Source organism: Pseudomonas asiatica (assembly GCF_009932335.1).
GTDB classification, from domain to species: domain Bacteria; phylum Pseudomonadota; class Gammaproteobacteria; order Pseudomonadales; family Pseudomonadaceae; genus Aquipseudomonas; species Aquipseudomonas asiatica.
In genome coordinates, this window is the sequence record NZ_BLJF01000001.1 from 1924863 (window position 1) to 1948909 (window position 24047).

Below are 24047 nucleotides of genomic sequence, written 5' to 3' on the forward strand. Positions count from 1 at the left end.
CTGAACTCCTGCCGCCCCACCTGCGTCCCTCGAATGAATGCCCCAGTAAAGACGGCATCCACCCAACAATCAGCTTCGAGGGCGAAACGATGGACAAGACTAATCAAAGCTCGACGTCTCCACCCGGTAGCACCCAGGAACATGCCTTGATCGATGACGCCGGTGCGCTGCTTGGCGAGGCCAGGCACAAAGGCAGCGAGCAGTTCGAACACTACCGCGATAACGCAGCCGATCAGCTTGATTCGCTCGAGGAAGGTGCGCGTTCGGCGGCAGCTGCGCTGCAAGGCAAGGACAGTCTCGGGCTGTCGCAGTACCTGAACCAGGCAGCAGAGTGCGTGGGTGAGTTCGCCGAACAGGTACGCCATGAAAGTGCCGAAAGCCTGCTGCAGCGTGGTGCTCAGTTGGCCAGGAGCAACCCGGCGCTATTCCTGGCCGGTAGCGTCGCGATCGGGTTTGCCGTATCGCGTTTCATGCGAGCCAGCACCAGCCATGAGTCCACCACCCCTGCGTCGTCCGGTGATTGGCAACAGTCCCGCCCCGCGCAGCCAGTGCCTGATCGTGGTAGCGACGTATCCACCCGTGAACCTTTCACCCCAGTCGACCCAGTCGGCCCTGGTGCAGGCACGCCGGTCAGTGGCAGCCCGTTCGAACGCGATCCTCTCAAAGGAGGTGAATGATGAACAAAGAACCCTTGCATACCACCCCGAGCTTGCACACGGCGGAAGACGACGCCGTCGGTGTTGGCGGTTTGTTGCGCCAGCTGATGCGGGAAGTACCGGACCTGTTCACCAAGGAGCTGGCGCTGGCCAAGGCAGAGCTGCAGCAGAACCTCGCCACCCTCAAAGCCGGCACGGCTGCGGTGGCAGCGGGTGCGATCGTGATGCTGGCGGGCTTCGTCATGCTGTTGCTGGCGGCAGTCTACGCCTTGGCGATGGTGCTCGAACCCTGGCTGGCAGCCCTGATCGTGGGCGCGGTCACCTTGGTAATCGGGTTCATCATGTTGCAGTCGGGCAAGAAACGGTTCGAACCCACGCACCTGGCCCCTGACCGTACCTTGCATGCCATGCAGCAGGACAAGGACACGCTGAAGAGGAAACTGCCATGACCACTTCCTTCGAACATGAAGCGCACAAAGACCCTGACTTGCTCGAGCAGGAAATCAACGCCAAGCGCGAGCACATCAGCGATCTGGTGGACGCCCTCGAACAGCGCCTGAGCCCGGGCCAGATGGTCGACCGGGTCCTGGCCTATGCCAAGGGCAATGGCGGCGAGTTCTTCGAGAACCTTGGCACCACCCTCAAGAACAACCCCGTACCCGCAACCCTGACGGTATTGGGCCTGGCCTGGCTGGGCCTGAACCAGAACCGCCCCTTCAACCCCGGGCCTGCGCACCATGGGCCTGGGTTGGGCGAAAAACTCGGCGACGCGGTGGACACGGTGAAGGGCGCTTTCGCGCAGGCGGGGGAGGCAGTGCACGACGCCAGCCAGAAGGTGCGCATGAAAGCCCATGACATGCGCGATCGGGCCAGCGACTTTGGCAGCGGCGCCCGCGACTCCGTGGGGGCTTCCGCGGATACCCTGCGCCATTCGGCACACAAGGCCGCAGATCAGGCCACGGCACTGAAGGGCCAGTTCGATCACCTGCTGCAGGAGCAACCTCTGGTATTGGCCGCTTTGGGCATAGCACTGGGTGCGGCATTGGGGGCCGCATTACCCACTACCCGCAAGGAAGACCAGCTGATGGGCGCCAGCAGTGATCGTTTGACCGACACACTCAAGGCCAAGGGCCGCGAGGTGAAGGCGTCGGTCGAAGAGTCGTTCGACAAGGTGGGTGGTAAAGCGTCTACACAGGCCGAGCGCAAGCCTGCAGACTCCGACCTTTCCTCAGGGTTGGGCTTCAATTCCTGATCCCGTGGGATGTGCGTCGCCGGCCCCTCTGCCTGCGCAGAGGGCTGGCGGCTCATCACGAAGGTTGTAGGCTCAGGCTGGGAATGGCTGCGCAATATCGCTACGCTTTGGCTCACGCGCCAGGTCAAGAATTCGCCACAGTGAAGAAAACAGTTCGGTTTGATGATCTTCAGGTCTTCGTCACAACAGCCTTTGCCGGCAGCTTCTCGGCAGCGGCCAGGTTGTTGGATATTTCACCGGCCTTGGCCAGCGGGGCTGTCCAGCGACTGGAAAGCAGCCTGGGTGCCAGGTTGTTCGTGCGCTCCACGAGGCGTTTGCGGCTCTCGGATGATGGCGAGCGATATCTGCCCCATGCCCGTCAGGCCTTGGACGCACTGGACGCCGGTGAGGTGGCGCTGACCGAAGGGCGAGATGAGATCGCGGGTACACTTCGCCTGTCCATCCCTTCGGATATTGGCAGGAATCTGCTGCTGCCCTGGCTCGACGATTTCCAGCGGTTGAACCCCAAGGTGACGCTGCAACTGCGGGTCAGCGATCAGGTGGCCGACCTTGTCGGCCAGCAACTGGATGCGAGTATCAGGTATGGGCAACTGGCAGACTCCAGCCTCGTTTCACTGATGCTCGCCCCAGGGAATCGCAGAACGGTCTGCGCCTCACCTCAATACTTGGCACGACATGGGGCGCCAGACGCTCTGGAAGACCTGGGCAGGCATAATTGCCTGCGCTATGTGATGGGCGAGCAGACTTACGAGCGATGGAGTTTCCATTTGCCCGATGGAATCAAGACCGTCCAGGTTACAGGCGACCGCTTGAGCGATGACGCCGATGTCGTTCGGCGCTGGGGCGTTGAAGGATTGGGGATCGTTTACAAATCCAGGCTGGACGTTCTGGCGGACATACGCGCTGGGCGGCTGGTCGAGTTGTTTCCTTGGGATTACGGCCAACCTGCGCCGTTGCAACTGGTGTGCGCTCATCGAACCTCGCTCACACCTGCCGTGCAGGTGCTCAGAGCGTTTCTGGCGGAGCGTTTCGAGCAGCTCATCGCTGCTGATGGATAAGCTGACGGGGCTCATGGCCCCGCCTTGGTTACCTTGACTGGATGAATGCTCAGAAGCCTTCCAGGACAATCTTGCCTTTTGCCTTGCCGCTTTCGATCAGGGCATGGGCGCGTTTGAGGTTGCTGGCATCGATGCTGCCGAAGTGCTCGCCAACGGTGGTCTTGATGACCCCTTCGTCGACCAGCGCCGAGACTTTTTCCAGCAGATGGTGCTGCTTGATCATGTCCTCGGTCTGGTACAGCGAGCGGGTGAACATCAGCTCCCAGTGCACCGACAGCGATTTGCGCTTGAACGGCACGACATCAAGATGCTCAGGGTCATCGATCAGCGCGAGCTTGCCCTGTGGGCGCAGGACTTCGACGATCTGCGCGAGGTACGCATCGGTGTGAGTCAGGCTGATCACGTAATCCACTGGGTTGAGCTGGAGTTGCTCCAGTTGCAGGGCAAAGGATGCCGAATGGTCGATGACGTGATGTGCCCCGAGTTCGCTGACCCAGGCCTGGGTTTCAGGCCGTGACGCGGTACCGATCACCTTGAGCTGGGTACGCTTGCGCGCAAGCTGTACCAGGATCGAACCAACCCCGCCACCGGCACCGATGATCAGCAGGCTCTTGCCAGCGCCGCCATTTTCCTCAACACCCAGGCGGTCGAACAGCAGCTCCCAGGCGGTGATGGACGTCAGCGGCAAGGCTGCGGCACTGGCATTGTCCAGAGTACGAGGCTTGTGCCCGACGATGCGTTCGTCGACCAGGTGAAACTCGCTGTAAGTGCCCGGGCGGTCGATCGCGCCGGCGTAGAACACTTCGTCGCCAGGCTGGAACAACGACACCTCGGCGCCGACCTCGCGAACGACGCCCACAGCATCCCATCCCAACACCTGGGGCTGGGCGCCGCCGCGGCTGGCTCTGACCTTGGTATCGACCGGGTTTACTGCGATAGCTTTGACTTCCACCAACAGGTCCCTGGCGCCGGGCGTGGGTTTGGGCAGTTCGTGCTCGTACAACGATCGGGAATCCTGGATGGGAAGGCCGGGGGTGTCGTAGACGATTGCTTTCATTGGGATGTGACCTTTCAGGTAAACAGTGGTAACAGGCTAATCGTGTCGCCCTCCCTGAAAAACCGGGCAATTGCCGGAACACTTTCCGCATTTCGCTGAAAATCGGCTAGTTGCCTTGTGGTGGAACGTTGCCAACAGACTGCGCAACGTTGTCGGGATTCGGGAATTGGGTTCAGGCAACAGGGATCGGGTTCTCAACCAGCGCCAGGTTGAACTGGTGAATCAGTTCGTGTTCGTTCAGGCCCTGGTTGGCTCGCAGCGGGACGACACGATCCACCAGGACTTCCGTGGTTGCGGATTCGAGCTTGACCAAGGTTTCCTGGATAAAATCATCCAGCGGCATGGCGCGCTCATCACCGCTCTTGTGAATCAGATCGGTGTCCACCCAAGGTGGCGCAATTTCCAGTACCTTGACGCTGGTGTCACGCAGGCTGAACCGCTGCGACAGTGAGTAGGAGTGGATGGCGGCCTTGGTCGCCGAATACAAAGCGGTGGCCGCCAGCGGCAGGTAGGCCAGAACCGAACTGTTGTTGATGATGCAAGCATCCGGTTGGCGCTTGAGGTGCTCGACGAAGGCTGCGCTGACGCGCACCGGGCCGAGCAGGTTGGTCTGCAGCAAGCTCACTGCTTGTTCGTCGTCGAGGTCCCCGGAAGCCGGATTGTCGAACGGCATGACGCCGGCATTGTTGATGATCACGTTCAATGCAGGATGGCGGCGGATCACATCCTGGGCCACCTCCTTGATCTGCTGCGGATCATTGATGTCCAGGCGCACTGTATCGATCCCCGGGTTGGCCTGGGCGATTTCATCCAACAGTGCCTGACGGCGCCCCGCAACGATCACTTTATTGCCACGTTGGTGGAATGCCTCGGCCAGAGCGCGGCCGATGCCTGAGGTACCGCCGGTAATGAAAATGGTGTTTGCGCTAAGTTTCATGATCCGTCTCCTTGCATTGTTCAGTTGGCGTTGTAGCGAGGGGCAAGCTGATTGCTGGACAGCTGGCCGAACAGGGCTTGCCGGCTGGCCTCGTAGCGTTCGAAGGACTTCAGGTCATGCATCGAGGGGATAGAGATCAGTACCTCGTCGTCAAAGTCCTGCAGGGCACCGTCCACCAGGTCCTGGGCCGACATCACGATACCCGGATCAAGGTTTTCGACCGGCAAGCCGCCGATCTGCCAGAAGTCGGTGGCGGTGGCTCCTGGCAGCACTGCCTGGATCCTTATGCCTTTGTCCGCAAGCTCCTTGTGCAGGGACTGGGTAAAGGCGGTGACATACGCCTTGCTGCCACCGTACACACCATTGAGCAGCTCCGGCGCCAGGCTGACAACGGACGAGATGTTGATCACGGCGCCTTGCGCACGGGCGACAAATCCGGGGATGGCCGCGTAGGTGAGGCGGGTGAGGGCGGTGACGTTGAGGGTGATCATTTCAGCCATGCGCTCGACATCACTTTCCAGCAGGCTAGTGTGGGTGCCTATGCCTGCGTTGTTCACCAGCAGGCTGATACTGGCGTCCTCGCGCAATTTGCGTTCTACCTTGGCCAGGTCATCCGTGTTTGCCAGGTCTGCCGGAAACACCTCCACGTTCTGCCGGGTTTCCGTAGTCAGCCGGCTGGCCAACGTATTGAGGCGCTCCCGGTTGCGGGCCACCAGCACCAGGTCGTAACCCCGACGCGCCAAGCGTTCTGCGTAGATCGAACCGATGCCGGTAGAGGCGCCAGTGATGAGGGCAGTGCCTTTGAATTGCTGCTTCATGGTCATGCTCCGTTGTTGGATGTGGAGCCCATGATGCAGAAGGTCGCCTTTGTCTTAAACGACACATATGGTACGTTTTCAGGACATCCAATGTGGAGCTCCAACCATGCACCGGGTCGGCTATCTCATCACCGAAGGTTTCCAGATCATGTCGCTGGCGACGCAGGCCGTGTTCGAGTTCGCGAACATTGTCGCGGGCGAAACGGTTTACAAGATCCAGAATTTTTCCATCGGCGGCGGCACGGTGCGTTCTTCCCTGGGCATGTACATGGACACGCTGCCGTTGGGCGCTCCTGGTCTGGCTGATACCTGGATGATCACGGGAACCCTGACGCCGCTGACTCCGCCAGGCGAGGAAGTGCTGGCCAGCGTCAGAGGCTTTGTCGATGGCGCTCGACGCACTGCCGGTCTGTGCACCGGCTGTTTCGTGTTGGCTCAGGCAGGCGTGCTGGACAACCGGCGGGCCACGACACATTGGGCCTATGCGAAAAAGTTGCGGGAACTGCACCCGCAGATCGAAGTGGAAGAAGACCGAATCTTCATTGTGGACGGGCAGATCTGGACGTCCGCCGGGATGACCGCCGCCCTGGACATGGCGCTGGGTATGGTGGAAAAAGACCTGGGAACCGAGATGGCCAGGTCAGTGGCACGCAAGCTGGTGATGCATCAGCGCCGCTCCGGAGGGCAATCGCAGCATTCCGAGTTGCTGGCGCTTTCGCCGAAGTCTGATCGGATACAAAACGCCCTGGATTACGCGCGCAAGCATTTGAGCCGTCCATTGAGTGTCGAAGAGCTCGCCGAGTCCGTGCATTTGAGCCCCCGACAATTTACCCGCGTTTTCACTGCCGAGACAGGTCAGTCACCCGCCAAGGCTGTGGAAAGCCTGCGTCTCGAGGCTGCCCGCCTGATGATCGAGCAGAGTCGCCACAGCCTGGATGTGGTGGCGAAGGAAACCGGGTTCAGGGACCGTCGGCACATGCGGGAGGTGTTCATTCGTGGTTTTGGTGTCCCGCCTCAAGCCGTGCGAAGAGATGCCCGGCGGGTCGTATTGGTTGAATGACAACGCACGCAGCCCGGTGGATGTGCGCTTTCTTGCTCTGATCCACTACACAGGAAGCAGGTGTTCTCGTTCAAGCAACTCGATGTTGGATGGCTTGACACGAACTTCGTGAAGCTCTGGGGCAGTGAACCAGCGGCACTCGACTATCTCATGATCTGCAGCAGGCTTTGCTCCTGCTTCAACAGGCAGCTGATAGAGGTAGTGCTCCTCACCTGCGAGCACGTAATGGTTGAGGAATCGAGCACCATTGAAGGGTAGGCAAGTTTCCTCCATCAGCTCGCGCTGCGCTGTATCCAGGTGGTGCTCGCCTGGGTCAATCTTCCCGCCTGGCAACGCCCATTCAGCCGCCTTGCTTGCGCACGAAAAGGATGCGTCCTGCTTGCAGGCAAATGACGGTCGAGTGTCGTTCTCTGGCGTTGTTCATCATGCCCCTCCCGTACCATGGAGGTGGCATCAGGGCAGCAATCACCCTGATGCCTGCTGCTGATTATCAGCGCTCTTTATCCCACTGCTGCTGATCATCTGCCTGGTTTTGCTGACCACCCATGCGGTCCTTGTCTTGCAGGTTCTGGTTCTGCTTGTCGGTTGTACCCTAGCCGCCCTGGCTGCCCGTATCACGGGAACGTTCCCAGTCTTTGTTCATCTTGTCCTCAGGTTTTTGGCCGGATTGGCTGCCACCTTGCTGCTGACCGGGCATCCGCCCCCCCGAACCTTGGCCGCCTTGCTGGCCAGCTCCGGCAGTATTGTTGCCCATGCCGGTGTCAGCATTGCCCTGGTTGCCACCTTTGTCTTGATTGTTTGCCATGATCGCTTACCTCGGGTCAGACACAGGAAGATCTGTGTGTACTGTTATGACCGAGGCCCGTTCGCGCGGTATGCAAGGAATATTTGGCTAGCTGACTAAACGCATGAATTTCAGGGGTACGAGATTTTGGTGTGTGAACAGGAAGGTGCCTGAAGGGCAGCGCCATCTGCGAATCCCTGTTCGGGGCGATCGGTGATCGCCCCTTTTACGGTTCAGGGGCGGTCCTTGAGGGTTTCGAAGGCTTTGACGCTTTTGATCAGGCTTTTGTTGCTGGCGGAGCCGGCACTGTTGAACAGGAAAGAGAAATCCGAGGCCAATGACGGGCTGCCGGCAATCGTCGCGTACTGATGGCACTGATTGCAGTCATCACCCTGCACGTAGGTCTCCATGGTGGTGTTGGCCACCGGCACGTTGCCCTGGCTGATGAACGGCCCGTACGACAGCGGCACTTGCGCGTTGGCGCCCGGTTCCGGGCTGGGCGGATTGGGGGCGAGGGTCCAGAGTACGTTGATCAGCTTGTAGTACTGAAACACCGACTTGCCTTGGCTGTGCTGCGCGAAGTTGGCTTGTACCGCGCTGTTGAGGGCTTGCAGGTCGCCGGGCACGGGGTGTACGCGGGTGGTCTGTACCGGCTGGTCGCGTGGGAAGAGATCGGTGCAGTCCTTGTCGGGATGCGTTTGCTTGCACTGGATACGGGCTTGGTTCGGTGTGCACTCGGGGCCGTCGCCACAGTCAGGGTTGTTGAAGGCAAACCCGTTTGGCGGGGTTTGTTGCGGCGGGACCTGGGCCGGTTCGGGCACGTTGTCCACCTGCTCGAAGGTGGTCCAGATGAAGTTGGGCGAAGCCTGGGTCTTGTTGATGATATGCAGGCCCACCAGCCCCACCACCTCCTGGGTGCACTCCAGCGTGTCGGGGCGTTTGAGCCAGGCGACGGTAGTCAGGTAGCGCCCGAACAGCTCGGGTTTGCCGGTCAGCACCCGCCAGGCGGCCTTGAGCTCGATCGCGCCCAGTTGCTCCTGTGGCACTGGGGAGGTCGGCAGTGAGCGCATCGGTTCGCCGATGGGCAGCGACAGGCCCTCCGGTGTCTGGCCGTCGAGGTTTTGCGCGACCTTCAACTGGTTGGCAGCGTCGTAGAGCCCCTTGTCGACGATGTAGTCGAACTCGGCCTTGCCCACCTTGCGCTCAAAAAATACCAGTTTGCCCGCCTGGTCCGTCAGCCAGCCGCCGGACGCCTCCATGACCGGGTCGGGAATGGACGCAAGTGTCCCGGTCGACAGGTGGAAACCGTGCAAGGCATTGATCGCGCCTTCGGAGGTGGCGTTCATGAACTTGCGTGCGCCCACCTTGAGCGCCTTGAGGCTACCCTGGGTGCTGCAGCCGGACGGCACCAGGGTTTCCACGCCCCAGCCGGTAGGCGTGGGTGCGCCGGGCAGGAAGATGTCGTTGGCGTCCTTGTAGCTGGCCCATACCGGGGCCACGCTCATGGGCTGACCCGGTGCAGAGGGGACCCCGAACTGCGCCAGCGTGCTTTGCATGTCGGGTTCACCCGCCAGGCTGGCGGTGGCTGGCCAACCGGGGTTCACCGGCCAGTTCAAGGCAATGAACAACTGCCAGCCAAAGCAGTTCATGAACGCCTGGCTGGTGGCATTGAAGTTGTTGACCGGCAGGAATCCCCCGCTGGCCGGGTTGAACACCAATTGCTTCTGTACACAGGTATCGGCGTCCGACAGCGTGGCCGCCGTGGCGGGTTGCGGGGTCGACAGGCACAGTAGAATGCCGCACAGCAGCGACAGAAGACTCAAGCGTGACCTGGACATCATTGCGCTCCTTGCAAGCTGTGAAGCCGCACCCGAAGGTGCGGCGGTAGAAGGGCGTAAGTGGCGTAAGTGGCGTGGCTCAGGCGCCAGGCACCAGCGCCAGGCCAGATTCCCAAGGGTGGTCTGTCGCGCTCACGTTCACATCTTCACCCGGGTTGAGGGCACGCACTGCCACCAGGCCGGGTGCTGCGGAGGGGCTGACCGTGATGGTCAGAATGTAGGCCTGGGTGCCGCCCGAGTTGGTCTGGCTAGGAATGGCCGATGCGTCGGGCAGGTACTGGGTGACCTGCGCCGTCACCCCAGGGTTGGAGAATTGCACCCTTGCATTCTGCGCCGTGGTAGTCGGGTCGGCACCTTGCACCACCAGCACGAACTGGTTGCTGCTACCCGGTGCAAGCCAGGCGGGCAGGTCGGTGGGGGATTGCCCGTAGAACAGATCCAGCGGCAGCAGTTGCACTGGCCAGGGTTGCAGGCCGGCCACCCGGTCCTGCACGCATGGGAACGCTTGAGGCGCAGTGCTGAGCGGCTTGACGGTGACGCTCAGGCCGACCAGCAGTTGTTGGGCGATGACCCACACATAGTTGACCTTCTGGTTGTTGATGGTGATGTCGTTGATCGAGAAGCCGGCGCTTTCCGGCACCTCGAACACCGCCTGCAGGATCTGGTCGGAACCATTGGCGGCCGACTTCGCCGTACCGCGCGTGATGCGCCAGTACTGGCTCACGTCCTGGCCTTGCGGGCCCTTCCAGGCGCTGAAATCGGTGGGCTGCTGCAAGTACAGGCCAATGGGGTTGGTCAGCGACAGTCGGTTGTTCACTGCCGTGGTATTGGCCATGAAACCGATGTGCGGATCAGAGTTGCGATAGTTTTGCCCGTACTGCGCGCAGCAGATCAACGACTGGGCGTTCTGACTGCTGCTCACCGGGCGCAGGATGGTGGCGGCGGCGGCCAGGTACACCTCGGCGCTGAGGGTATTGGGGCCGGAGGTCAGGTGCATCGCACCGCCGTACTGGCCGGGCACACAGGCCGTTCCGGCGTTCCATTTGTTGACGGTGTCATAGGCCGGCTTGCCGGTGGTGGGGTCGATGACCGGGTCGCCGGCCTTGCCGGTCGGGCAGTCGACGGTGTAGCGCAGGTACAGGTCTTCGAGTTGCACGTTCGGGTCGATGTAGTCGCGGTACAGGCCCAGCACTGCGTTCGGGTCGATGCGCCACATGGTCAGGAAGTACGCGGGGTTTTCGCAGGTGAAGGTGATCTTGCGCATGTTGCCGTTGGCATCGCGTACGATCGACCACTCGCAGTACTCGTCGAGCCAGCCCCGCGGGCCGGAAGGCGAGAACGCCGTGTACTTGCCGTTCCAGTCGATGCTCGGGCAGCGCTTGGCCGGCAGTTGCAGCACAGTACCTTGCTTGTTGGGGTCGTAGAGCATGTAGAGGGTGTTGTCGAGCGTGATCTGGCCGTGGTCGGTCAACGCCATCACCTGGTCCAGGGTCATGGCCTTGCCACCCAGCTGGGGAATGACCGCCGCACCGTTGTTGTAGAAGAACGTCCAGAGCCGGTTGGGGAAGGGCGCCCAGGTGATCGCCGGGGCGGTCACGTCGCCGAAACCTTCCACCAGCGGGTTGTAGTAACCCGAGCGGGGGGCGTCGTTCAGGCCCGACCAGGGGTTGCCGATGATCGACGATTCGGTCCAGCCGGTGAGGTTGTTGTTCCAGTCGGTTTCAAACTGCGGCAACTGATCTTCCAGGCCCAGCTTGTTGTAGTCCTTGGGGGCTTGGCCGGCGGGAGAGGTGAACTGCTTGAAGGGCGCGCTCATGTCGGTTCTCCTGATGTGCGTGAGGTGGAAGCAGAGCAGCAGCCGGCGACCGGGGGCGGGCCGGCGAGGGTCTGGCGCGGGTCGTCCCACACCAGTTGGGCGATGAAACCGGGCAAGGTCATGTATTCGTCAGGCGTCAGCACGCGGCCGCTGTCGAGGTGGGTCACCACCAGCGACAACTGCACCGCGTCGCCGCGGGCAAGGCCCAGCGCAGCGGCGTTGCGGGCCGCATTCAGTGCGCGGGACACGCCGTGGGTGATGCATCGGCCCTTGTCGTCCACCAGCCCCATGCCGATACGGCTGAAGCGCCCCACGTAATGGGGGTTGTCGGCGCTGATGTGCTGCGTGGCAGCGTCGGGCTGGTCGAGAAAGACATCGATCAGATAGGTGTCATGGGTGCAGCGCACATGATCGAACACCACCCACGGCCCGGGCCCTGCGGCGTTGCCCGCGGCAGGCCCGGCTGTTGCGCTGTGCTTGCAGCAGGCGCCGGTGGCCGCCTTGGGCGCGCCGAATTGTGGGGCCACCGGCACGCCGTAGTCGTAGCCGATGTGCCGGCTGTCCTGGGCCATGTCGCCGATGGTGGTGTAGCGCCAGGCGTCGGCGCTGGTGAATGTGAGCTGCGTGGCATCGTGACCGGAGAACGGCTGGAGCAGGCACTGCGTGGTGAATTGCGCCCCGGGGTTGGCCCTGATCCATACCTCGAGCATGCGGTCGATGTTGGCGTGGTAGGAGCAGAACACCGGGTCGAAGGCGGTGTAGGCGTTGTCGGCCATGTCGCCGCCGATCCAGCCGTGATAGTTGTCGTGGGGTTGCTCGTAAAGGCCGTCGAAGTTGAGGGCACGATTGGGGTACAGGCTGTCCTTCTGGGGCGGGTCGAACACCGGGATGTTGGCCCACGGATAACCGGGCACACCCTGTGGTTGGCTGAAGGTGGTGAACTTCAGGGCATCCACCACCTGTTGCTGGAAAATCCGGCTCATGCCGAACAAACGGGTGCGCTCCGAACGCGAGTCGTCACCGTGGGTGTAGAACAACCGGTCGCGTTGCACATACCGGCAGTCCACCCCTTTGACCGCACCGCTGGCGCACACTTTCGAACAACCATCCTTGGCGGCCGCGTAGCGCAAGGGGTTGGGCCGGGTTTCGCCGGTGTGCGGGTGCACATAGGTTTCATCGAGAAAAGCCTGGGGCAGGCCGGCCTGTGGGCTGCCGTCGACGCTGGCGTCTTCGGCCATCCAGTCCCAATAGGGAATGGCACAGTCGATCAGTTGTTCCAGATACAACAGGTAGGCCCGGTGCCAGAGGGCAAACGCCTCCTGATAATGCAGGCACCAGTTGGTGTGGATGTAGGCGTAACGTTGCCAGGGCGAACCACTGTCGGGGTCGCCCACCTGCATTACATCGTCCAGGCGGGCGCGGTACAGGTTCAGTTCCTCAAGGGTCAGGGCGCGGATGTCCTTTCTCACCCGCCTGACCGATTGCGGCAGGTCTGGTGGCGGAATGCGTTCGGCCAGGTCGAAGGGAGAATCGGCGTCCAGGCGCCAGCCCTGGTTGACCCACAACCTGAAGGTTTCCAGCGCATCGATCGGCCAGAACTGTTGCTGGTCGAGGGTCAGCGGCATGTTGCGCGAGGCCAGGTGCTGGTAGATGGTTTCTGACCAGGTTTTGACCGAGTCCGGGTCGTCCAGGTAGACGAAATAGGCGTTCATGCACCCGGTCCACGAGGCTGCCACGGCCGCGCGCTGCGCAGCGGGGATCCAGTAGGGAGCGGTAAAAAGGCCGTGGATGTCCGCGGTCCATGTCGGTTTCGCGATGATCATAAGGTCCCTCTCATGCGCCCCGCAGGCCATATTCGGCCGGGCTGCTAAGCTCAGTTGATGGTAAAGAGCTGACGCGCAGGGAATCGTGCAAATTGGCGCGTTCTTGCGGCGGATTCATTGCAGTTTTTCAGGGAAGACACGTGAAAAATGACAGACGCCATGGATCTGAAGATTCTGGGAAAGCTGCAAAAGGATTGCAGCCAGAATCTGGAGTTGCTGAGCGACAGCGTTGGGCTGTCTTCCACCAGTTGCTACCGGCGTATCAGGCGCCTGGGGAGCGCAGGCATCATCAAGGCCAAGGTCGCGATACTGGACGAGCGCAAGCTTGGCATTCAGGTGACTGCCTTCTTTCTGGTGAAGCTGGACCGCGACAGCAACGACATTGACCGCAAGATGCAGCACATCCTGGCCAGCCACCCGGAGATTCAGGACTGTTACCTGATGACGGGCGAGTTCGACTTCGTGATGGTTGCCAAGTTTCGCGATGCCACCGAGTACACCGACTATATCTACCGGTTTCTCGACACCTACCGAGATATTCCGATTCGCACTTACTCCTCGACGTTGGTGGTGCGCACGGTAAAGAAATCGTACGAATTGCCGCTGGGAGGAGGGCTGCAGCAGGCTGTCGATGCCTGACAAAGCTAGCGCGGTACCTTGAACCGCTCGTGATACTCAGCATTTATTCAGAGGTAGATTGCTGCCGTACCGTCGGAAGAGTACAGATGTGCTCCTTGATTGAGCAAAGGCTCAGTTTGAATGGACGCTTGTCGCTGCCAAGCCTGCGGCGACATTCCCTCGGCCTTGACGAATGTGCGACAGAAGTGGGACTGATCGCAGAAACCGCACTCCAGTGCGATCTCAGCGAGCATCATTCCCGAGCCCCCCAGTAGTTCCTTGCTTTTGCGCAAGCGTTGTTCACGCATCCACTGCTGCGGGGGCACATGCAGGGTATCCCTGAACATTCGTGTGAAATGGCTACGCGACAGCGAGCAGGCTTGGGCGAGTTCCGTAACCGTTATGCCGGTGTCCAGGTTCTCCAGCATCAACCTCTTGGCAGTCGTGACCTGCCAGGGCTTGAGGAGCCCGGTCGTTTTCAGTGCGACAGTCGCCAGCACAGTGCAGTGATCGCTGTTCATACAAATCCATTAATCAATGAAGTGGGCACGCACATTTCGAGTGGGCAGAGCAGGCCACTGCAGCCGCGGGCGGGCTACAGACGATAACGCTCGATTCGATGGCCTGGCTCAGCCAGCCGGCGTATCCATCAGCGGGTCAATGAACAGCCCCTGGAGGCAGGGGCTGGCAATGGTCAGACAGCAGCAGCAACCGGGGCCAGGGTTGGGCCGTGTTGAACGCGCTCTGGTGCTTTGTGCACCATGGTGTAGGCATAGTCGACACCCATGCCGTAGGCGCCGGAGTGTTCTTTCACCAGTGCCATGACGGCATCGTAGGTATCGCGGTTTTTCCAGTCGCGCTGCCACTCCAGCAGCACTTGTTGCCAGGTCACCGGAACCACGCCTGCCTGAATCATGCGCTGCATGGCGTAGTCGTGGGCTTCCTTGGTGGTGCCACCGGAGGCGTCGGCAACCATGTAGATTTCATAGCCGGCATCGTTCATCGCCGACAGCGCGAAGGTGGTGTTGCACACCTCCGTCCACAGGCCGGAAACGATGATCTTGTTGCGCCCGTTTTTCTTCAGCGCGTCACGCACCTTCTGGTCATCCCAGGAGTTCATGGAGGTTCGCTCCAGCAGCGGAGCGTCGGGGAAGACGGCGAGCAGCTCGGGGTAGGTGTGCCCAGAGAAGCTTTCAGTCTCGACCGTCGTGATGGTGGTGGGCACATTGAAAATCCTGGCTGCCTTGGCCAGGCCCACGGTGTTATTCTTCAGCGTCTGGCGGTCGATGCTCTGGACGCCGAAGGCCATCTGTGGCTGCTGATCGATGAAGATCAGCTGGCTGTTGAATGGGGTCAGTACTTCAGTTTTCGGATTGTTCATTTGTGTTCCCTGTCAGCTGGATGATGGTCATCGCACAAGTCACGGCGCCTGCTTTCTGCAGGCTGTGCTGAGGCACTGGATGACGTCCTCAGTGATGCCCGTTGCTTGAGTCCGAGAACAAGATAGCCAATCGCAGAGCGAAGCGGTGGCGCACTTTTGCGCTCTCAAAGGCGCATTAATGCGCCCTTCGTTTGTTCATCCTGTTGCTAGTATTCGCACGCAAACGCGGATCTACCTGATCCGGTTTACGCCAGGAGAAAGCGATGGCAGCTTCACAACCACTCAACAAACAAACCGCCTATTGGGGCGTTCCGTGGGAGAATTCCTACGGGTATCCGCAGGCACGGCGGGTAGGGGACGAGATCTACGTATCGGGCCAGTTCAATCATGACGAGGAAGGGAACCTGGTCGCGCCGGCACCCTTGGATCGTGACGGCAGGCCCTGTGATTTCTCTTCGATGGGGGATCAGATGCGCGCCGCCTACGACAATATTGCCAAGCTGCTCGCGCTATACGGAGCGACGCTTGAAGATGTCGTGGAAGAGACGCTCTACGTACTGGACATGGACGCGGCCTTTGCCGTGGTCGGCAAGGTGCGCAAGGCCGCCTACGGCACGGAACGGCCTCAATGCGCCAGCAACATCATCGGCGTATCGAGGCTTGCCCAGCGCCCACAGCTGATCGAAATCGCCTGCAAAGCGGTACTTGGCTCACACGCAGAGTGACCCGCACTCCCGGTTTCGCTCTACGTGACCGGGAGTACCAGTTGGCCCTCGATCAACGGCTTCTGGTTGGCAACGGCAGCTGCACAGAACGTCATGAACGCTTTGACTCGCCACGATTTGCGGATGTCCTGGTGCGTCAGCAGCCACAGCTCATCCTGCAGCTCCGGCACCACCGGGCCGACGCGTTCAAGTCCAGGCGTGATATCACCCAGCATGCAGGGCAAGAAACCCACTCCCAGGCCAGCCGCGATTGCAGCACTTGCCGCCGCAACCGAATCGGTGCGGTACGAGATGCACTCGGCTGCGACCCTGTTTTCGACATAGCTCGTTGCCTTGAGGCCGCGTAGCGCTGCGGAATAGGAAACCCATGCCTGGCCTTCAGTGAACAGAGGAGTAGGCGATGTGTGGTTGCTGCTGCCGTACGGAGCCCAGGCGATTGTGGCCAGTTTGCGGCCCACCAGGCTTTCGGCGGGTTTCCTGGTCGCCCGAACCGCTATATCCGATTCGTCTCGCGCAAGGCTCAGTGATTCGTTGCCCACCAGCACCTCAATCGTGATGCCTTCATTGAGGGCCTTGAAGTCCGCGATGATGGGGGTGAGGAAGTAAAGCAGCAGTGAGTCGCTGGTAGTGATACGAAGCTTTCCGAGTGGCCCCTGGCCGGCGCGCGAAACGCGTCGCGTCACGCTGACGATGTCCAGCTCCACGCGCTCGGCGAGGGCACGCAATTCCGCACCCTCGATGGTGAGCAGATAGCCCGATTTGCGGTGATCGAACAAGGCTACGCCAAGTGTTTTTTCAACCTGGGAGACCCTGCGGGAGACGGTGGACACGTTGATGCCGAGCTTCTTGGCTGTGGCAGCGCGATTGCCACACTCACTGAGCGTTTTGATGATCCGCAGGTCGTCCCAGGAGAGCTGGTTGGCAGCCTCGCCCACGTTCCATTTCACGTCCTTGGGGGTAGCCGGGGCAGTTGGGGCATTTCCAGGTGACGACTTCACGAAATCCGTTCCAGATCAGATTGCAACGATCATACGAGAAGGGGCTGCGTGAACCAAGTATCAGCATGAAGGCGAAGGAGGGGGCTTCGGTCGTCCCTTCATGCACACTCAACACTTGTCGGCGTTATCCTGTCTGTTGAGCCGAGAGTCTTTGGGGAATTACTCATGCGCAAGTTGACACTGTTGTTGGCGATCGCTGCATTTGCTGGTTGCCAGGCGCCGATGCCAACTGCCAACCCACAGATGGCTTGGGTCGATCTCTCGACGCCATTCCCGAATGACCGTGTGCTGTTGGCCGAACGCCTGGATAAACAACGCCTGCGCGACGGGCGCTTCTTTGAGGTCAGCCCCGGCAGCCATGAATTGGTCGTCAGGTTCGACTACGAAGTAAATGGTGGCGGTGGCATCAGCCTGATGGGAGGCACCACGGTAAGGCAATGCTACCTGACCCTCGACTACGAGCATTTCAAGGCTGGGCAGCGCTACGTGCTCGAGGCCCGCTCCATGGCCATGACGCCAGAGGCGAGGCTTTATGATGCGAAGGGAGAGATTGTGGCAGAGGTTACGGAGTTCTATTGCCTGATGTGATGGTGCTGCGTACATCAATGACTGGCATGGTTGCTTGGCGACCCTGGATAATGGAGGGGAATCACAAGGGCCATGCCATGCTGACCATCTCTAATAATGTGCACCTGCCAGACGCCGAAATCGAACTGACATACATCCGCGCGCAAGGCGCAGGTGGGCAGAATGTCAACAAGGTGTCCAGCGCCGTGCATCTGCGCTTCGACATCACTGCCTCGTCGCTACCCGAGTTTTACAAGGAGCGGTTGTTGGCGCTGCGTGACAATCGCATCACCGGCGACGGCGTGTTGATCATCAAGGCGCAACAATACCGCACACAGGAGCAGAACCGTGCGGATGCACTGGCGCGCCTTGCCGAGTTGATCATCAATGCCGGCAAGACCGAGAAGAAACGCCGTCCCACCAAGCCAACCCTCGGCTCGAAGACCCGTCGCCTCGAAGGAAAAGCCAGGCGCAGCACTGTCAAGGCGGGTCGAGGCAAGGTGGAGTTCTAGGCTCTGGGTGAAAGAGATTATGAACGTGCGCGTCCAAATACGTCATTTAACAAGTGGGCGATGTCAGGTGTTCATAAGCAGCTCAAAAGCCTGAAATTACTGGCTAACCGCTCTAGAGATTAACGTGCTTGTTCATCGACTGATGTTCATAGACCTAGTCTTCTCCGCCGTCCTTACGTGCGGGCAGGGGATTTTGTATCTGGTCCTATGGAGGTCGAAATATGGGAGATGGCTCGTGCTGACTGGTTAGAAAGGACAACTGCCAGTCGCTAGTTTTACGGTATCAGTCACCGCCAGCTTCGAATTGTAAGCTACCCTCCGAAAGGTCCGAAAGGCAGCTCTGGGTCGAAAGCGGTCATCCTCGAAGGATGTCGCCAGTAAGGTCAATGCTCCCCCGCATGCAGGTTATTCATGGGCCACCTGCATGCGGTATCACCTAGTCAGCCGTCTATTTTCTCTCCTTGACCATGAAGCTAAGAACGATGGTCAGCACGGTAGCCAAGCAAAGCATGAATGCCATGCCCATCAAGCCGGCGCTGAAGGATCCAGTGACATCCTTGAGCCAGCCGACTGCGTAAGGTCCTACTAAGCCACCAAGGCTGCCAGTCGCGTTGATGAAAGCAATACCCCCAGCGGCGGCTTGCTTGCTCAAAAATGTCGACGGGATGCTGTAGAAACAGGTCCGCACGGAGCAGAGTCCAATCAATGCTACTGTGAGCCCGAATAGAGCTGGAAGTAAGTCACTGTAAACCACAGAGAAAATGAAGCCAGCCGCGCCCGTGCCGCATGTTAGTGCAAGGTGCAGAATGTAGCGTCTTTTCCTGGCGAGCACTTTTGCCCAGATCAACATGGCTGCGCTTGCAATCACATAAGGGGCAGCCGAGATCCACCCGATTTGCATATTGGTCAAGTTGTGACTCTTGAGGATCTGTGGAAGCCAAACACCGATACCTAGGATACCAATGATGTAGCTGAAGAGGATTCCTGCGAGCAACCAAACCCGCGGATCCTTGAGCGACTGTTTAAAGCTGTGTGCGCTCTTAGATTCATGCTCGGCATCAAGAACTGCCTGAAGTGCCTGCTTCTCCTCAGGAGTGAGCCAGTGCGCATCAGCTGGCTTGTCGGCCAGCAAACGCAAACACAAGAGTCCCAGGAAACATGCCGGAAGACCCTGCAAGACAAGCAACCACTGCCACCCTGCAAAGCCCCAGATACCATCCATTTCCAACATGGCGGCAGACAAGGGGCCGCCGAGCACGGAGGACATTGGAATCGCGAAGAGAAACCAAGCCATGACCTTCGTGCGGTAATGAGCGGGGAACCACAACGAAAGGAAGAAGATCACGCCAGGGAAGAAACCTGCTTCGGCAATCCCAGCAAGTAACCTAATCGCGGCATAGCTGGTAGGGCCTTGTGCAAGGGAGGTGGCGGCGGCAAACAATCCCCAGGTAATCATGATTCTCGCAAGCCAGCGACGTGCACCGTATTTATAGAGTGCCAGATTACTTGGCACCTCAAATATACAGTAACCTAAGTAGAAGATCCCTGCAGCAAAGCCAAACTGCGACGCTGTGAGCCCGAGATCGTCGTTCATCGTTAGTGAAGCGAATCCTACGTTTGTGCGATCCAAATAGTTGAAGAAGTAAGCAAGCGCTAGTAGCGGTATAAGTCGTATTGCAGCTTTTTTACACGCGCGTATTTCGGCAGGATCTCTTTCCTGCGCGATGGGTGCAGTCAAGGTTGTCATTTAGGTAACCGTTATTTTTGTAGGGGCAGGGTCGGGCAGCATAGAGCAGAGAAAACGATCAGTGCCAAAACCTTTTAGCCATGACTTGCTATAACTTTTCGGCATGCCCGGACCATGCTTAATTGGTATCGTTACTTATGAAAACAAAGCATTTGTTGTTTTTTTGTTGTTACTTATCCTTCGGGTCGCCCTGACAAGCCATGAACATAAAATATGGGTGCTTCAAGACTAACTATGGACTGTGGTCCCCACATGTTGAAATTCATGCTTGGGATTGAGCTGAACGCCAAAGGCTAGGTTTTCTGGAGCGTCAGGCATGTCATGGCTCTGGAACAGCCAATGGAGATGGGCGATGCCAATGCTAAATTCGCAAATCGGGCTTATGCCAACTGCTAAGTTCCGCTGAAGGGGCAGGTTTTTCCAGTACTTGGTGATGACATCTGGTTAATGCCCAGGGCTTTCTCACACCGCTTAGCTACCGTGCGGGTTTGCTAGGCGGTTTTTTTTGGTCGGTTGTATGAAGATTGGGCAAAAGGGCAGTGCTCGCGTAGTTATGCTCTCCGCTCACTCGTCCCCGGGCTGGTTGAGTGATGCTCGGATGGATTCTGCGAGCGACAGGAGGATTGGAGCATACCGATCGATGACTCCTTCGGGAGCTTCGACCGTTGAAAGGCTGATGTTCAGAGCGTGTGTCTTGTAGACCGGGTGGTTCAGTGGGGTAGCGATAGCGATGACTTCAGGCTGCCATGAAGCAACGCAATAGCCGTTGTTTTCTACATCGGTAATCGCGGCCTCGATATCTGATATGAGCTGTTCAGCTCTGGCTTCGCATCGTCTTGATCTGAACAGCTCGATCAGGGGCCGTCGTTGCGCGTCGTTCAGGATCGAGAGATAGGCTCTACCCAAAGATGTCATTTCCATGGGCAGCCGCTGGCCGGTCAGTACGTTTCGCGGAGATTTGCGTTTACTAAAACGTATCGACTCGAGGTAGATCATCTCGTCGCCGTCCGCTGCGGCTAGGCCAACATTCACTTGATGGTCTCGCGCCACCTGGGCCATCAGAGGCGTAGCGACTTGAAGCAGAAAGCTGCCGTGGTACATGGAGTGAGCCATGCCAAGTACCGAAGGCGCTAGCCTGTAGCCCCTGGAAATACTGTCGAAATCCAGGAAACCAGACCGTACGAGGGTCTGTGTAAGCCTGCTGACAGTGGACTTTGATAGTCCGGTGATCTCGCTCAGGTCCCCATTGGTCAGATGTTCGCTGCCAGGTCTGAAGGCGCGAAGAATATCTAGCCCGCGCTCCAGCGAGCGATTGAGCGGTGCCTTGCCTTGCCCGGGAATGTGAGGGGAGGTAAGGCCGCTCTCGCCATGTTCCAATAGGTGGAACGGTCGCGTTGTCATGAAAATCACTCTCCCTCAGATTGGAATCAAGCTTGGCTCATTGCTGGGCGGTCAATCAACCGAATAATAAGAGAGGCACCGCATGACGACTTCCACGGAATTGTCAACTCCGATCGACCTTACCGTCACTGACGGTATTGCAACCCTGACGCTCAACCGTCCAGAGGCACGTAACGCCATAAGCGATGAAATGCGATCGCTGCTCATCGAGCACCTTGAGCATGTCGCGGCGGACAGCAGCATCAAAGCGCTGATCCTGACCGGCGCTGGCAAAGGGTTCTGCGCCGGCGGCGACATCAAGGGCATGCAAGCCCGAATGAGTGCACCGGCCGGTTCGGTAGCTTTCAACGGCTGGAAGCGTCAGCAGCGCGTCCACCACGCAGTGTCTCTGCTCCATAACCTGCCTAAACCCACCATCGCTGCAGTCAATGGCGCGGCAACCGGACTGGGCTGCGACATGGCGCTGAGCTGTGACTTCATCATCGCCTCCGAGCAAGCTTCGTTCGCTATGAGTTACATCGCGCGGGGCCTGATCCCTGATGGCGGTGGTTTGTACTTCCTTCCACGCCGTGTAGGGCTGAGCAAAGCAAAAGAGTTGATCTTCAGCGGCCGCGCCGTTTCGCCACTCGAAGCACAGCAGATCGGGATGATCGATCGCGTGGCACCGCATGAGAACCTTCTCCCTGCAGCTCAGCATTGGGCTCAGCAGATCTCTGCTGGCTCGGCTACTGCTCTGGCGCTGAGCAAGTCGATCCTGAACAACACCTTTGAGCTGACTCAGAGCCAGATCTTCTCCATGGGCAGCCAAGCCCAGGGCATCTGCTACACCTCCAGCGAGCATCAGGAGTCGGTTGCCGCCTTCCTTGCTGGCAAGGCAGAGCGGAGCTAAATCATGGACCAAATTGCACGCCTTCTCAGCCCTGCCAGCGTTGCCGTCATCGGCGCATCGGGTGATGCTCGAAAAACCTCCGGCCGTCCCATCGCATTTCTTCGCAAGCACGGCTTCGAGGGCCGGCTGTACCCGGTGAACCCGCGGTACGAGGAAATTGATGGATTGCGCTGTTACCCCTCCGTGGATGCTTTGCCGGAAGTACCGGATGTCGCGATCATTCTGCTTGGTCCAGAGCGGGCCAACCAGGCTGTTGCCGATCTCGCTGCGCGCGGCTGCCCAGCAGCGATCTTACTGGCAGGTGGTTATGGTGAGACCGGCACAACCGGGGCTCAACGGCAAGAAGAGCTCAAGGCGGCACGAGGCTCGATGAGAATCCTTGGTCCTAATACTATCGGGCTGGTTAACCTCACGGAGCGCGTGACCCTCTCTGCAAGTGGTGCATTGGACATGGACCAGCTGCTCCCCGGCCGCGTCGCAGTGGTTTCTCAGAGCGGAGGTATCCTGGGCGCGCTTCTTTCTCGCGGTGTCGCTGCTGGAATTGGCTTCTCGAAGCTCATTTCTACCAGTAACGAAGTGGATCTCGACGTTGCAGACTTCGTCGACTACCTCGCTGATGACCCAACCACATCGGTCATTGCGCTGTACATCGAAGGACTGCGCGACAGCGAAAAATTCACTCGAGCAGCTCGCAAGGCCCGCAGTGCTGGTAAGCCAGTTGTGGTTTACAAGGTAGGACGGTCCGAGGCAGGTGCTCATGCGGCCAATTCGCACACGGGCGCGCTGGCTGGCTCTGACGACCTGTACTCCGCTTACTTCAAGCAGCTTGGCGTGATCCGCGCCGAAACCTTCGCGGATTTGCTCGATATCCCCTTCGCGTTGGCAAGCGGAAGATCAATGAATGGCCGTCGAGTGGCGATCCTGACCTCGACCGGTGGAGCTGGCACACTGATCGCTGACAACCTGGGCATGAGCGGTTTCGAAACACCTGCGCCTGGGCCGGAAACTGCCGAGAAGCTGCGTAACTTGGACATCGGTGACCAAGCGGTGCTCGACCGTAATCCCATCGATTTGACCCTGGCAGGCTTGCAGCCAGAGTTGATGCGCAGCGCCATCGGCATTCTGCTCGACAGCGATGACTATGATGCTGTGGTCACCGTAGTTGGCTCATCGGGTGTCGCTCAACCTCATTTGATGGCGGACGCTATCCGCGACAGCCTAGCTAGTTCGGATAAGCCGGTCTTGGCCTACATCAGTCCCCACGCCCCCGCAGCAGCTCAGCGTATCAACGGCTCGGGTGGTGTTGCGTTCAACGCCCCTGAGAGCTGCGCCAGCGCGCTCAAGGCTTTGGTCATGAGCGGTCAGGGGAGCTCGGCAAGTGCGGCCGATATAGCCCCGTCAGCAGCTAGGGTGGAAGAACTGCCAAGTGGTCCGCTTGATGAAGAGCGTAGCAAGCGCTTGTACGCGGGCTTTGGCATCACGGTCACTCGCGAACTGGTGGTGAAAAGCGGGCAGGAGGCAGCGCAGGCTGCGAGCGAACTTGGCGGGCATGTAGCCTTGAAAGTGCTCTCGGAACTGATCCCGCACAAAAGTGAAGTGGGTGGAGTAGCGTTGCATCTTTCTTCGGACACCATCGGGGATCGTTTGGAGCGCATGCGCGATGAAGTCGGCGGGCATGTCGGCTTCACCCCGGAGTCGTTCCTGGTCCAGGAGATGGTCACTGGTGGGCAGGAACTGATCCTCGGCTTCCATCGGGACCCTCAGCTCGGCCCAGCGCTGCTGCTCGGAATGGGAGGCGTCACTGCGGAGCTTTTCCAGGATACGACCTTGCGTCTTCTGCCTGTGAGTGAAGAGCAAGCCCGGGAAATGCTGTGTGAACTGAAAACCTACCCGCTATTGGATGGCTTCCGCGGCATGCCAAAGGCAGATGTCGACGCCGCAGCAAAATGCATCGTGGCGTTTTCGCAAATGGCCATGCAGCTCGGCGACCGATTGGTCGAGGCGGAAATCAACCCGCTCCTTGTTCGTCCTGCGGGTAGCGGGGTCATCGCTCTAGATGGCTTGACGATCATCGCGTGAAAAGAACGGCTGTTCCATTCTGTGGAACAGC

Annotated in this window: 24 protein-coding genes; 11 read left to right on the forward strand and 13 right to left on the reverse strand. The window is 59.4% G+C overall.

Annotation, left to right across the window (positions count from 1 at the left end; genetic code table 11):
• The first annotated feature begins 89 nt into the window (after positions 1 to 89).
• The 4 genes from GYA95_RS09100 (at position 90) to GYA95_RS09115 (ending at position 2966) form a co-directional block, all read left to right on the forward strand.
• Positions 90 to 677, forward strand: a complete 588-nt coding sequence (locus GYA95_RS09100; protein ID WP_043935605.1) for a hypothetical protein — start codon at positions 90 to 92, stop codon at positions 675 to 677.
• Complete coding sequence (locus tag GYA95_RS09105) at positions 677 to 1105, forward strand: phage holin family protein (RefSeq protein WP_015270278.1); 429 nt, start codon at positions 677 to 679, stop codon at positions 1103 to 1105. The genes GYA95_RS09100 and GYA95_RS09105 overlap by 1 nt, the downstream gene beginning before the upstream one ends.
• Positions 1102 to 1908 carry a DUF3618 domain-containing protein gene (locus GYA95_RS09110; protein ID WP_015270279.1) on the forward strand — a complete coding sequence of 269 codons (807 nt, stop codon included), beginning with the start codon at positions 1102 to 1104 and terminating at the stop codon, positions 1906 to 1908. The genes GYA95_RS09105 and GYA95_RS09110 overlap by 4 nt, the downstream gene beginning before the upstream one ends.
• Positions 1909 to 1991: 83 nt before the next feature.
• A complete protein-coding gene (locus tag GYA95_RS09115) occupies positions 1992 to 2966 on the forward strand; it encodes a LysR family transcriptional regulator (RefSeq protein WP_015270280.1) in 975 nt (324 codons plus the stop codon).
• A 49-nt stretch (positions 2967 to 3015) separates the two neighbouring features.
• Here GYA95_RS09115 and GYA95_RS09120 read toward each other — a convergent pair whose 3' ends face one another.
• The 3 genes from GYA95_RS09120 to GYA95_RS09130 form a co-directional block, all read right to left on the reverse strand.
• On the reverse strand, positions 3016 to 4023 hold the full coding sequence (locus GYA95_RS09120; protein WP_015270281.1) for a zinc-binding alcohol dehydrogenase family protein: 1008 nt from the start codon (positions 4021 to 4023) through the stop codon (positions 3016 to 3018).
• Positions 4024 to 4195: 172 nt separating this feature from the next.
• Positions 4196 to 4960 (reverse strand): SDR family oxidoreductase, encoded by a 765-nt coding sequence (locus tag GYA95_RS09125; protein ID WP_015270282.1) that lies wholly within the window; start codon positions 4958 to 4960, stop codon positions 4196 to 4198.
• Between the two features lie 20 nt (positions 4961 to 4980).
• The gene (locus GYA95_RS09130; protein WP_015270283.1) at positions 4981 to 5778 is read right to left on the reverse strand and encodes an SDR family NAD(P)-dependent oxidoreductase; all 798 of its coding nucleotides are present in this window, start codon (positions 5776 to 5778) and stop codon (positions 4981 to 4983) included.
• Positions 5779 to 5884: 106 nt separating this feature from the next.
• Here GYA95_RS09130 and GYA95_RS09135 point away from each other — a divergent pair, with 106 nt between their 5' ends.
• A complete protein-coding gene (locus GYA95_RS09135) occupies positions 5885 to 6838 on the forward strand; it encodes a GlxA family transcriptional regulator (protein WP_015270284.1) in 954 nt (317 codons plus the stop codon).
• A gap of 45 nt (positions 6839 to 6883) precedes the next feature.
• On the opposite strand, the gene GYA95_RS09140 is transcribed toward GYA95_RS09135, so the two are convergent.
• From GYA95_RS09140 to GYA95_RS09160, 5 genes are all read right to left on the reverse strand, one after another.
• Positions 6884 to 7171 (reverse strand): NUDIX domain-containing protein, encoded by a 288-nt coding sequence (locus tag GYA95_RS09140; protein WP_015270285.1) that lies wholly within the window; start codon positions 7169 to 7171, stop codon positions 6884 to 6886.
• Positions 7172 to 7430: 259 nt separating this feature from the next.
• A complete protein-coding gene (locus GYA95_RS09145; RefSeq protein WP_015270286.1) occupies positions 7431 to 7643 on the reverse strand; it encodes a hypothetical protein in 213 nt (70 codons plus the stop codon).
• A gap of 212 nt (positions 7644 to 7855) precedes the next feature.
• Positions 7856 to 9460 (reverse strand): hypothetical protein, encoded by a 1605-nt coding sequence (locus GYA95_RS09150; RefSeq protein WP_015270287.1) that lies wholly within the window; start codon positions 9458 to 9460, stop codon positions 7856 to 7858.
• 79 nt (positions 9461 to 9539) lie between these two features.
• Positions 9540 to 11276 carry a hypothetical protein gene (locus tag GYA95_RS09155; protein ID WP_161551375.1) on the reverse strand — a complete coding sequence of 579 codons (1737 nt, stop codon included), beginning with the start codon at positions 11274 to 11276 and terminating at the stop codon, positions 9540 to 9542.
• On the reverse strand, positions 11273 to 13099 hold the full coding sequence (locus GYA95_RS09160) for a tyrosinase family protein (protein WP_174824248.1): 1827 nt from the start codon (positions 13097 to 13099) through the stop codon (positions 11273 to 11275). The genes GYA95_RS09155 and GYA95_RS09160 overlap by 4 nt, the downstream gene beginning before the upstream one ends.
• Positions 13100 to 13258: 159 nt before the next feature.
• On the opposite strand from GYA95_RS09160, the gene GYA95_RS09165 reads away from it, so the two are divergent.
• Entirely contained in the window at positions 13259 to 13738 is a 480-nt protein-coding gene (locus GYA95_RS09165; protein ID WP_015270290.1) for an Lrp/AsnC family transcriptional regulator, read from the forward strand.
• A gap of 47 nt (positions 13739 to 13785) precedes the next feature.
• Here the strand turns inward: GYA95_RS09165 and GYA95_RS09170 are convergent, their stop codons facing one another.
• Both GYA95_RS09170 and GYA95_RS09175 read right to left on the reverse strand, forming a co-directional pair.
• Positions 13786 to 14238, reverse strand: a complete 453-nt coding sequence (locus GYA95_RS09170) for a helix-turn-helix domain-containing protein (protein ID WP_015270291.1) — start codon at positions 14236 to 14238, stop codon at positions 13786 to 13788.
• 173 nt (positions 14239 to 14411) lie between these two features.
• Complete coding sequence (locus tag GYA95_RS09175) at positions 14412 to 15098, reverse strand: hydrolase (RefSeq protein WP_013972601.1); 687 nt, start codon at positions 15096 to 15098, stop codon at positions 14412 to 14414.
• Between the two features lie 263 nt (positions 15099 to 15361).
• Here GYA95_RS09175 and GYA95_RS09180 point away from each other — a divergent pair, with 263 nt between their 5' ends.
• Positions 15362 to 15823: a Rid family hydrolase gene (locus tag GYA95_RS09180; RefSeq protein WP_015270292.1), complete on the forward strand. Its 462-nt coding sequence runs from the start codon at positions 15362 to 15364 to the stop codon at positions 15821 to 15823.
• Positions 15824 to 15843: 20 nt separating this feature from the next.
• Here GYA95_RS09180 and GYA95_RS09185 read toward each other — a convergent pair whose 3' ends face one another.
• Positions 15844 to 16821, reverse strand: a complete 978-nt coding sequence (locus GYA95_RS09185) for a LysR family transcriptional regulator (protein ID WP_224765923.1) — start codon at positions 16819 to 16821, stop codon at positions 15844 to 15846.
• 165 nt (positions 16822 to 16986) lie between these two features.
• Between GYA95_RS09185 and GYA95_RS09190 the strand changes: the two genes are divergently transcribed.
• Positions 16987 to 17409 carry a PA0061/PA0062 family lipoprotein gene (locus GYA95_RS09190; RefSeq protein WP_015270294.1) on the forward strand — a complete coding sequence of 141 codons (423 nt, stop codon included), beginning with the start codon at positions 16987 to 16989 and terminating at the stop codon, positions 17407 to 17409.
• Positions 17410 to 17486: 77 nt separating this feature from the next.
• The gene (gene arfB, locus GYA95_RS09195) at positions 17487 to 17900 is read left to right on the forward strand and encodes an alternative ribosome rescue aminoacyl-tRNA hydrolase ArfB (RefSeq protein ID WP_015270295.1); all 414 of its coding nucleotides are present in this window, start codon (positions 17487 to 17489) and stop codon (positions 17898 to 17900) included.
• Between the two features lie 448 nt (positions 17901 to 18348).
• Here arfB and GYA95_RS09200 read toward each other — a convergent pair whose 3' ends face one another.
• Positions 18349 to 19599 carry an MFS transporter gene (locus GYA95_RS09200; protein ID WP_226989615.1) on the reverse strand — a complete coding sequence of 417 codons (1251 nt, stop codon included), beginning with the start codon at positions 19597 to 19599 and terminating at the stop codon, positions 18349 to 18351.
• Between the two features lie 612 nt (positions 19600 to 20211).
• Positions 20212 to 21048: an IclR family transcriptional regulator gene (locus tag GYA95_RS09205; RefSeq protein WP_015270297.1), complete on the reverse strand. Its 837-nt coding sequence runs from the start codon at positions 21046 to 21048 to the stop codon at positions 20212 to 20214.
• 82 nt (positions 21049 to 21130) lie between these two features.
• On the opposite strand from GYA95_RS09205, the gene GYA95_RS09210 reads away from it, so the two are divergent.
• Both GYA95_RS09210 and GYA95_RS09215 read left to right on the forward strand, forming a co-directional pair.
• Entirely contained in the window at positions 21131 to 21937 is an 807-nt protein-coding gene (locus GYA95_RS09210; protein WP_102059397.1) for an enoyl-CoA hydratase/isomerase family protein, read from the forward strand.
• Between the two features lie 3 nt (positions 21938 to 21940).
• The gene (locus tag GYA95_RS09215) at positions 21941 to 24016 is read left to right on the forward strand and encodes an acetate--CoA ligase family protein (RefSeq protein ID WP_043935614.1); all 2076 of its coding nucleotides are present in this window, start codon (positions 21941 to 21943) and stop codon (positions 24014 to 24016) included.
• Positions 24017 to 24047 lie beyond the last annotated feature (31 nt).

Coding starts and splice junctions, on each gene's coding strand:
- GYA95_RS09100 (WP_043935605.1), top strand. CDS start 90: ATGGACAAGACTAATCAAAGCTCGACGTCTCCACCCGGTAGCACCCAG.
- GYA95_RS09105 (WP_015270278.1), top strand. CDS start 677: ATGAACAAAGAACCCTTGCATACCACCCCGAGCTTGCACACGGCGGAA.
- GYA95_RS09110 (WP_015270279.1), top strand. CDS start 1,102: ATGACCACTTCCTTCGAACATGAAGCGCACAAAGACCCTGACTTGCTC.
- GYA95_RS09115 (WP_015270280.1), top strand. CDS start 1,992: ATGGCTGCGCAATATCGCTACGCTTTGGCTCACGCGCCAGGTCAAGAA.
- GYA95_RS09120 (WP_015270281.1), bottom strand. CDS start 4,023: ATGAAAGCAATCGTCTACGACACCCCCGGCCTTCCCATCCAGGATTCC.
- GYA95_RS09125 (WP_015270282.1), bottom strand. CDS start 4,960: ATGAAACTTAGCGCAAACACCATTTTCATTACCGGCGGTACCTCAGGC.
- GYA95_RS09130 (WP_015270283.1), bottom strand. CDS start 5,778: ATGAAGCAGCAATTCAAAGGCACTGCCCTCATCACTGGCGCCTCTACC.
- GYA95_RS09135 (WP_015270284.1), top strand. CDS start 5,885: ATGCACCGGGTCGGCTATCTCATCACCGAAGGTTTCCAGATCATGTCG.
- GYA95_RS09145 (WP_015270286.1), bottom strand. CDS start 7,643: ATGGCAAACAATCAAGACAAAGGTGGCAACCAGGGCAATGCTGACACC.
- GYA95_RS09150 (WP_015270287.1), bottom strand. CDS start 9,460: ATGTCCAGGTCACGCTTGAGTCTTCTGTCGCTGCTGTGCGGCATTCTA.
- GYA95_RS09155 (WP_161551375.1), bottom strand. CDS start 11,276: ATGAGCGCGCCCTTCAAGCAGTTCACCTCTCCCGCCGGCCAAGCCCCC.
- GYA95_RS09160 (WP_174824248.1), bottom strand. CDS start 13,099: ATGATCATCGCGAAACCGACATGGACCGCGGACATCCACGGCCTTTTT.
- GYA95_RS09165 (WP_015270290.1), top strand. CDS start 13,259: ATGGATCTGAAGATTCTGGGAAAGCTGCAAAAGGATTGCAGCCAGAAT.
- GYA95_RS09170 (WP_015270291.1), bottom strand. CDS start 14,238: ATGAACAGCGATCACTGCACTGTGCTGGCGACTGTCGCACTGAAAACG.
- GYA95_RS09175 (WP_013972601.1), bottom strand. CDS start 15,098: ATGAACAATCCGAAAACTGAAGTACTGACCCCATTCAACAGCCAGCTG.
- GYA95_RS09180 (WP_015270292.1), top strand. CDS start 15,362: ATGGCAGCTTCACAACCACTCAACAAACAAACCGCCTATTGGGGCGTT.
- GYA95_RS09190 (WP_015270294.1), top strand. CDS start 16,987: ATGCGCAAGTTGACACTGTTGTTGGCGATCGCTGCATTTGCTGGTTGC.
- arfB (WP_015270295.1), top strand. CDS start 17,487: ATGCTGACCATCTCTAATAATGTGCACCTGCCAGACGCCGAAATCGAA.
- GYA95_RS09205 (WP_015270297.1), bottom strand. CDS start 21,048: ATGACAACGCGACCGTTCCACCTATTGGAACATGGCGAGAGCGGCCTT.
- GYA95_RS09210 (WP_102059397.1), top strand. CDS start 21,131: ATGACGACTTCCACGGAATTGTCAACTCCGATCGACCTTACCGTCACT.
- GYA95_RS09215 (WP_043935614.1), top strand. CDS start 21,941: ATGGACCAAATTGCACGCCTTCTCAGCCCTGCCAGCGTTGCCGTCATC.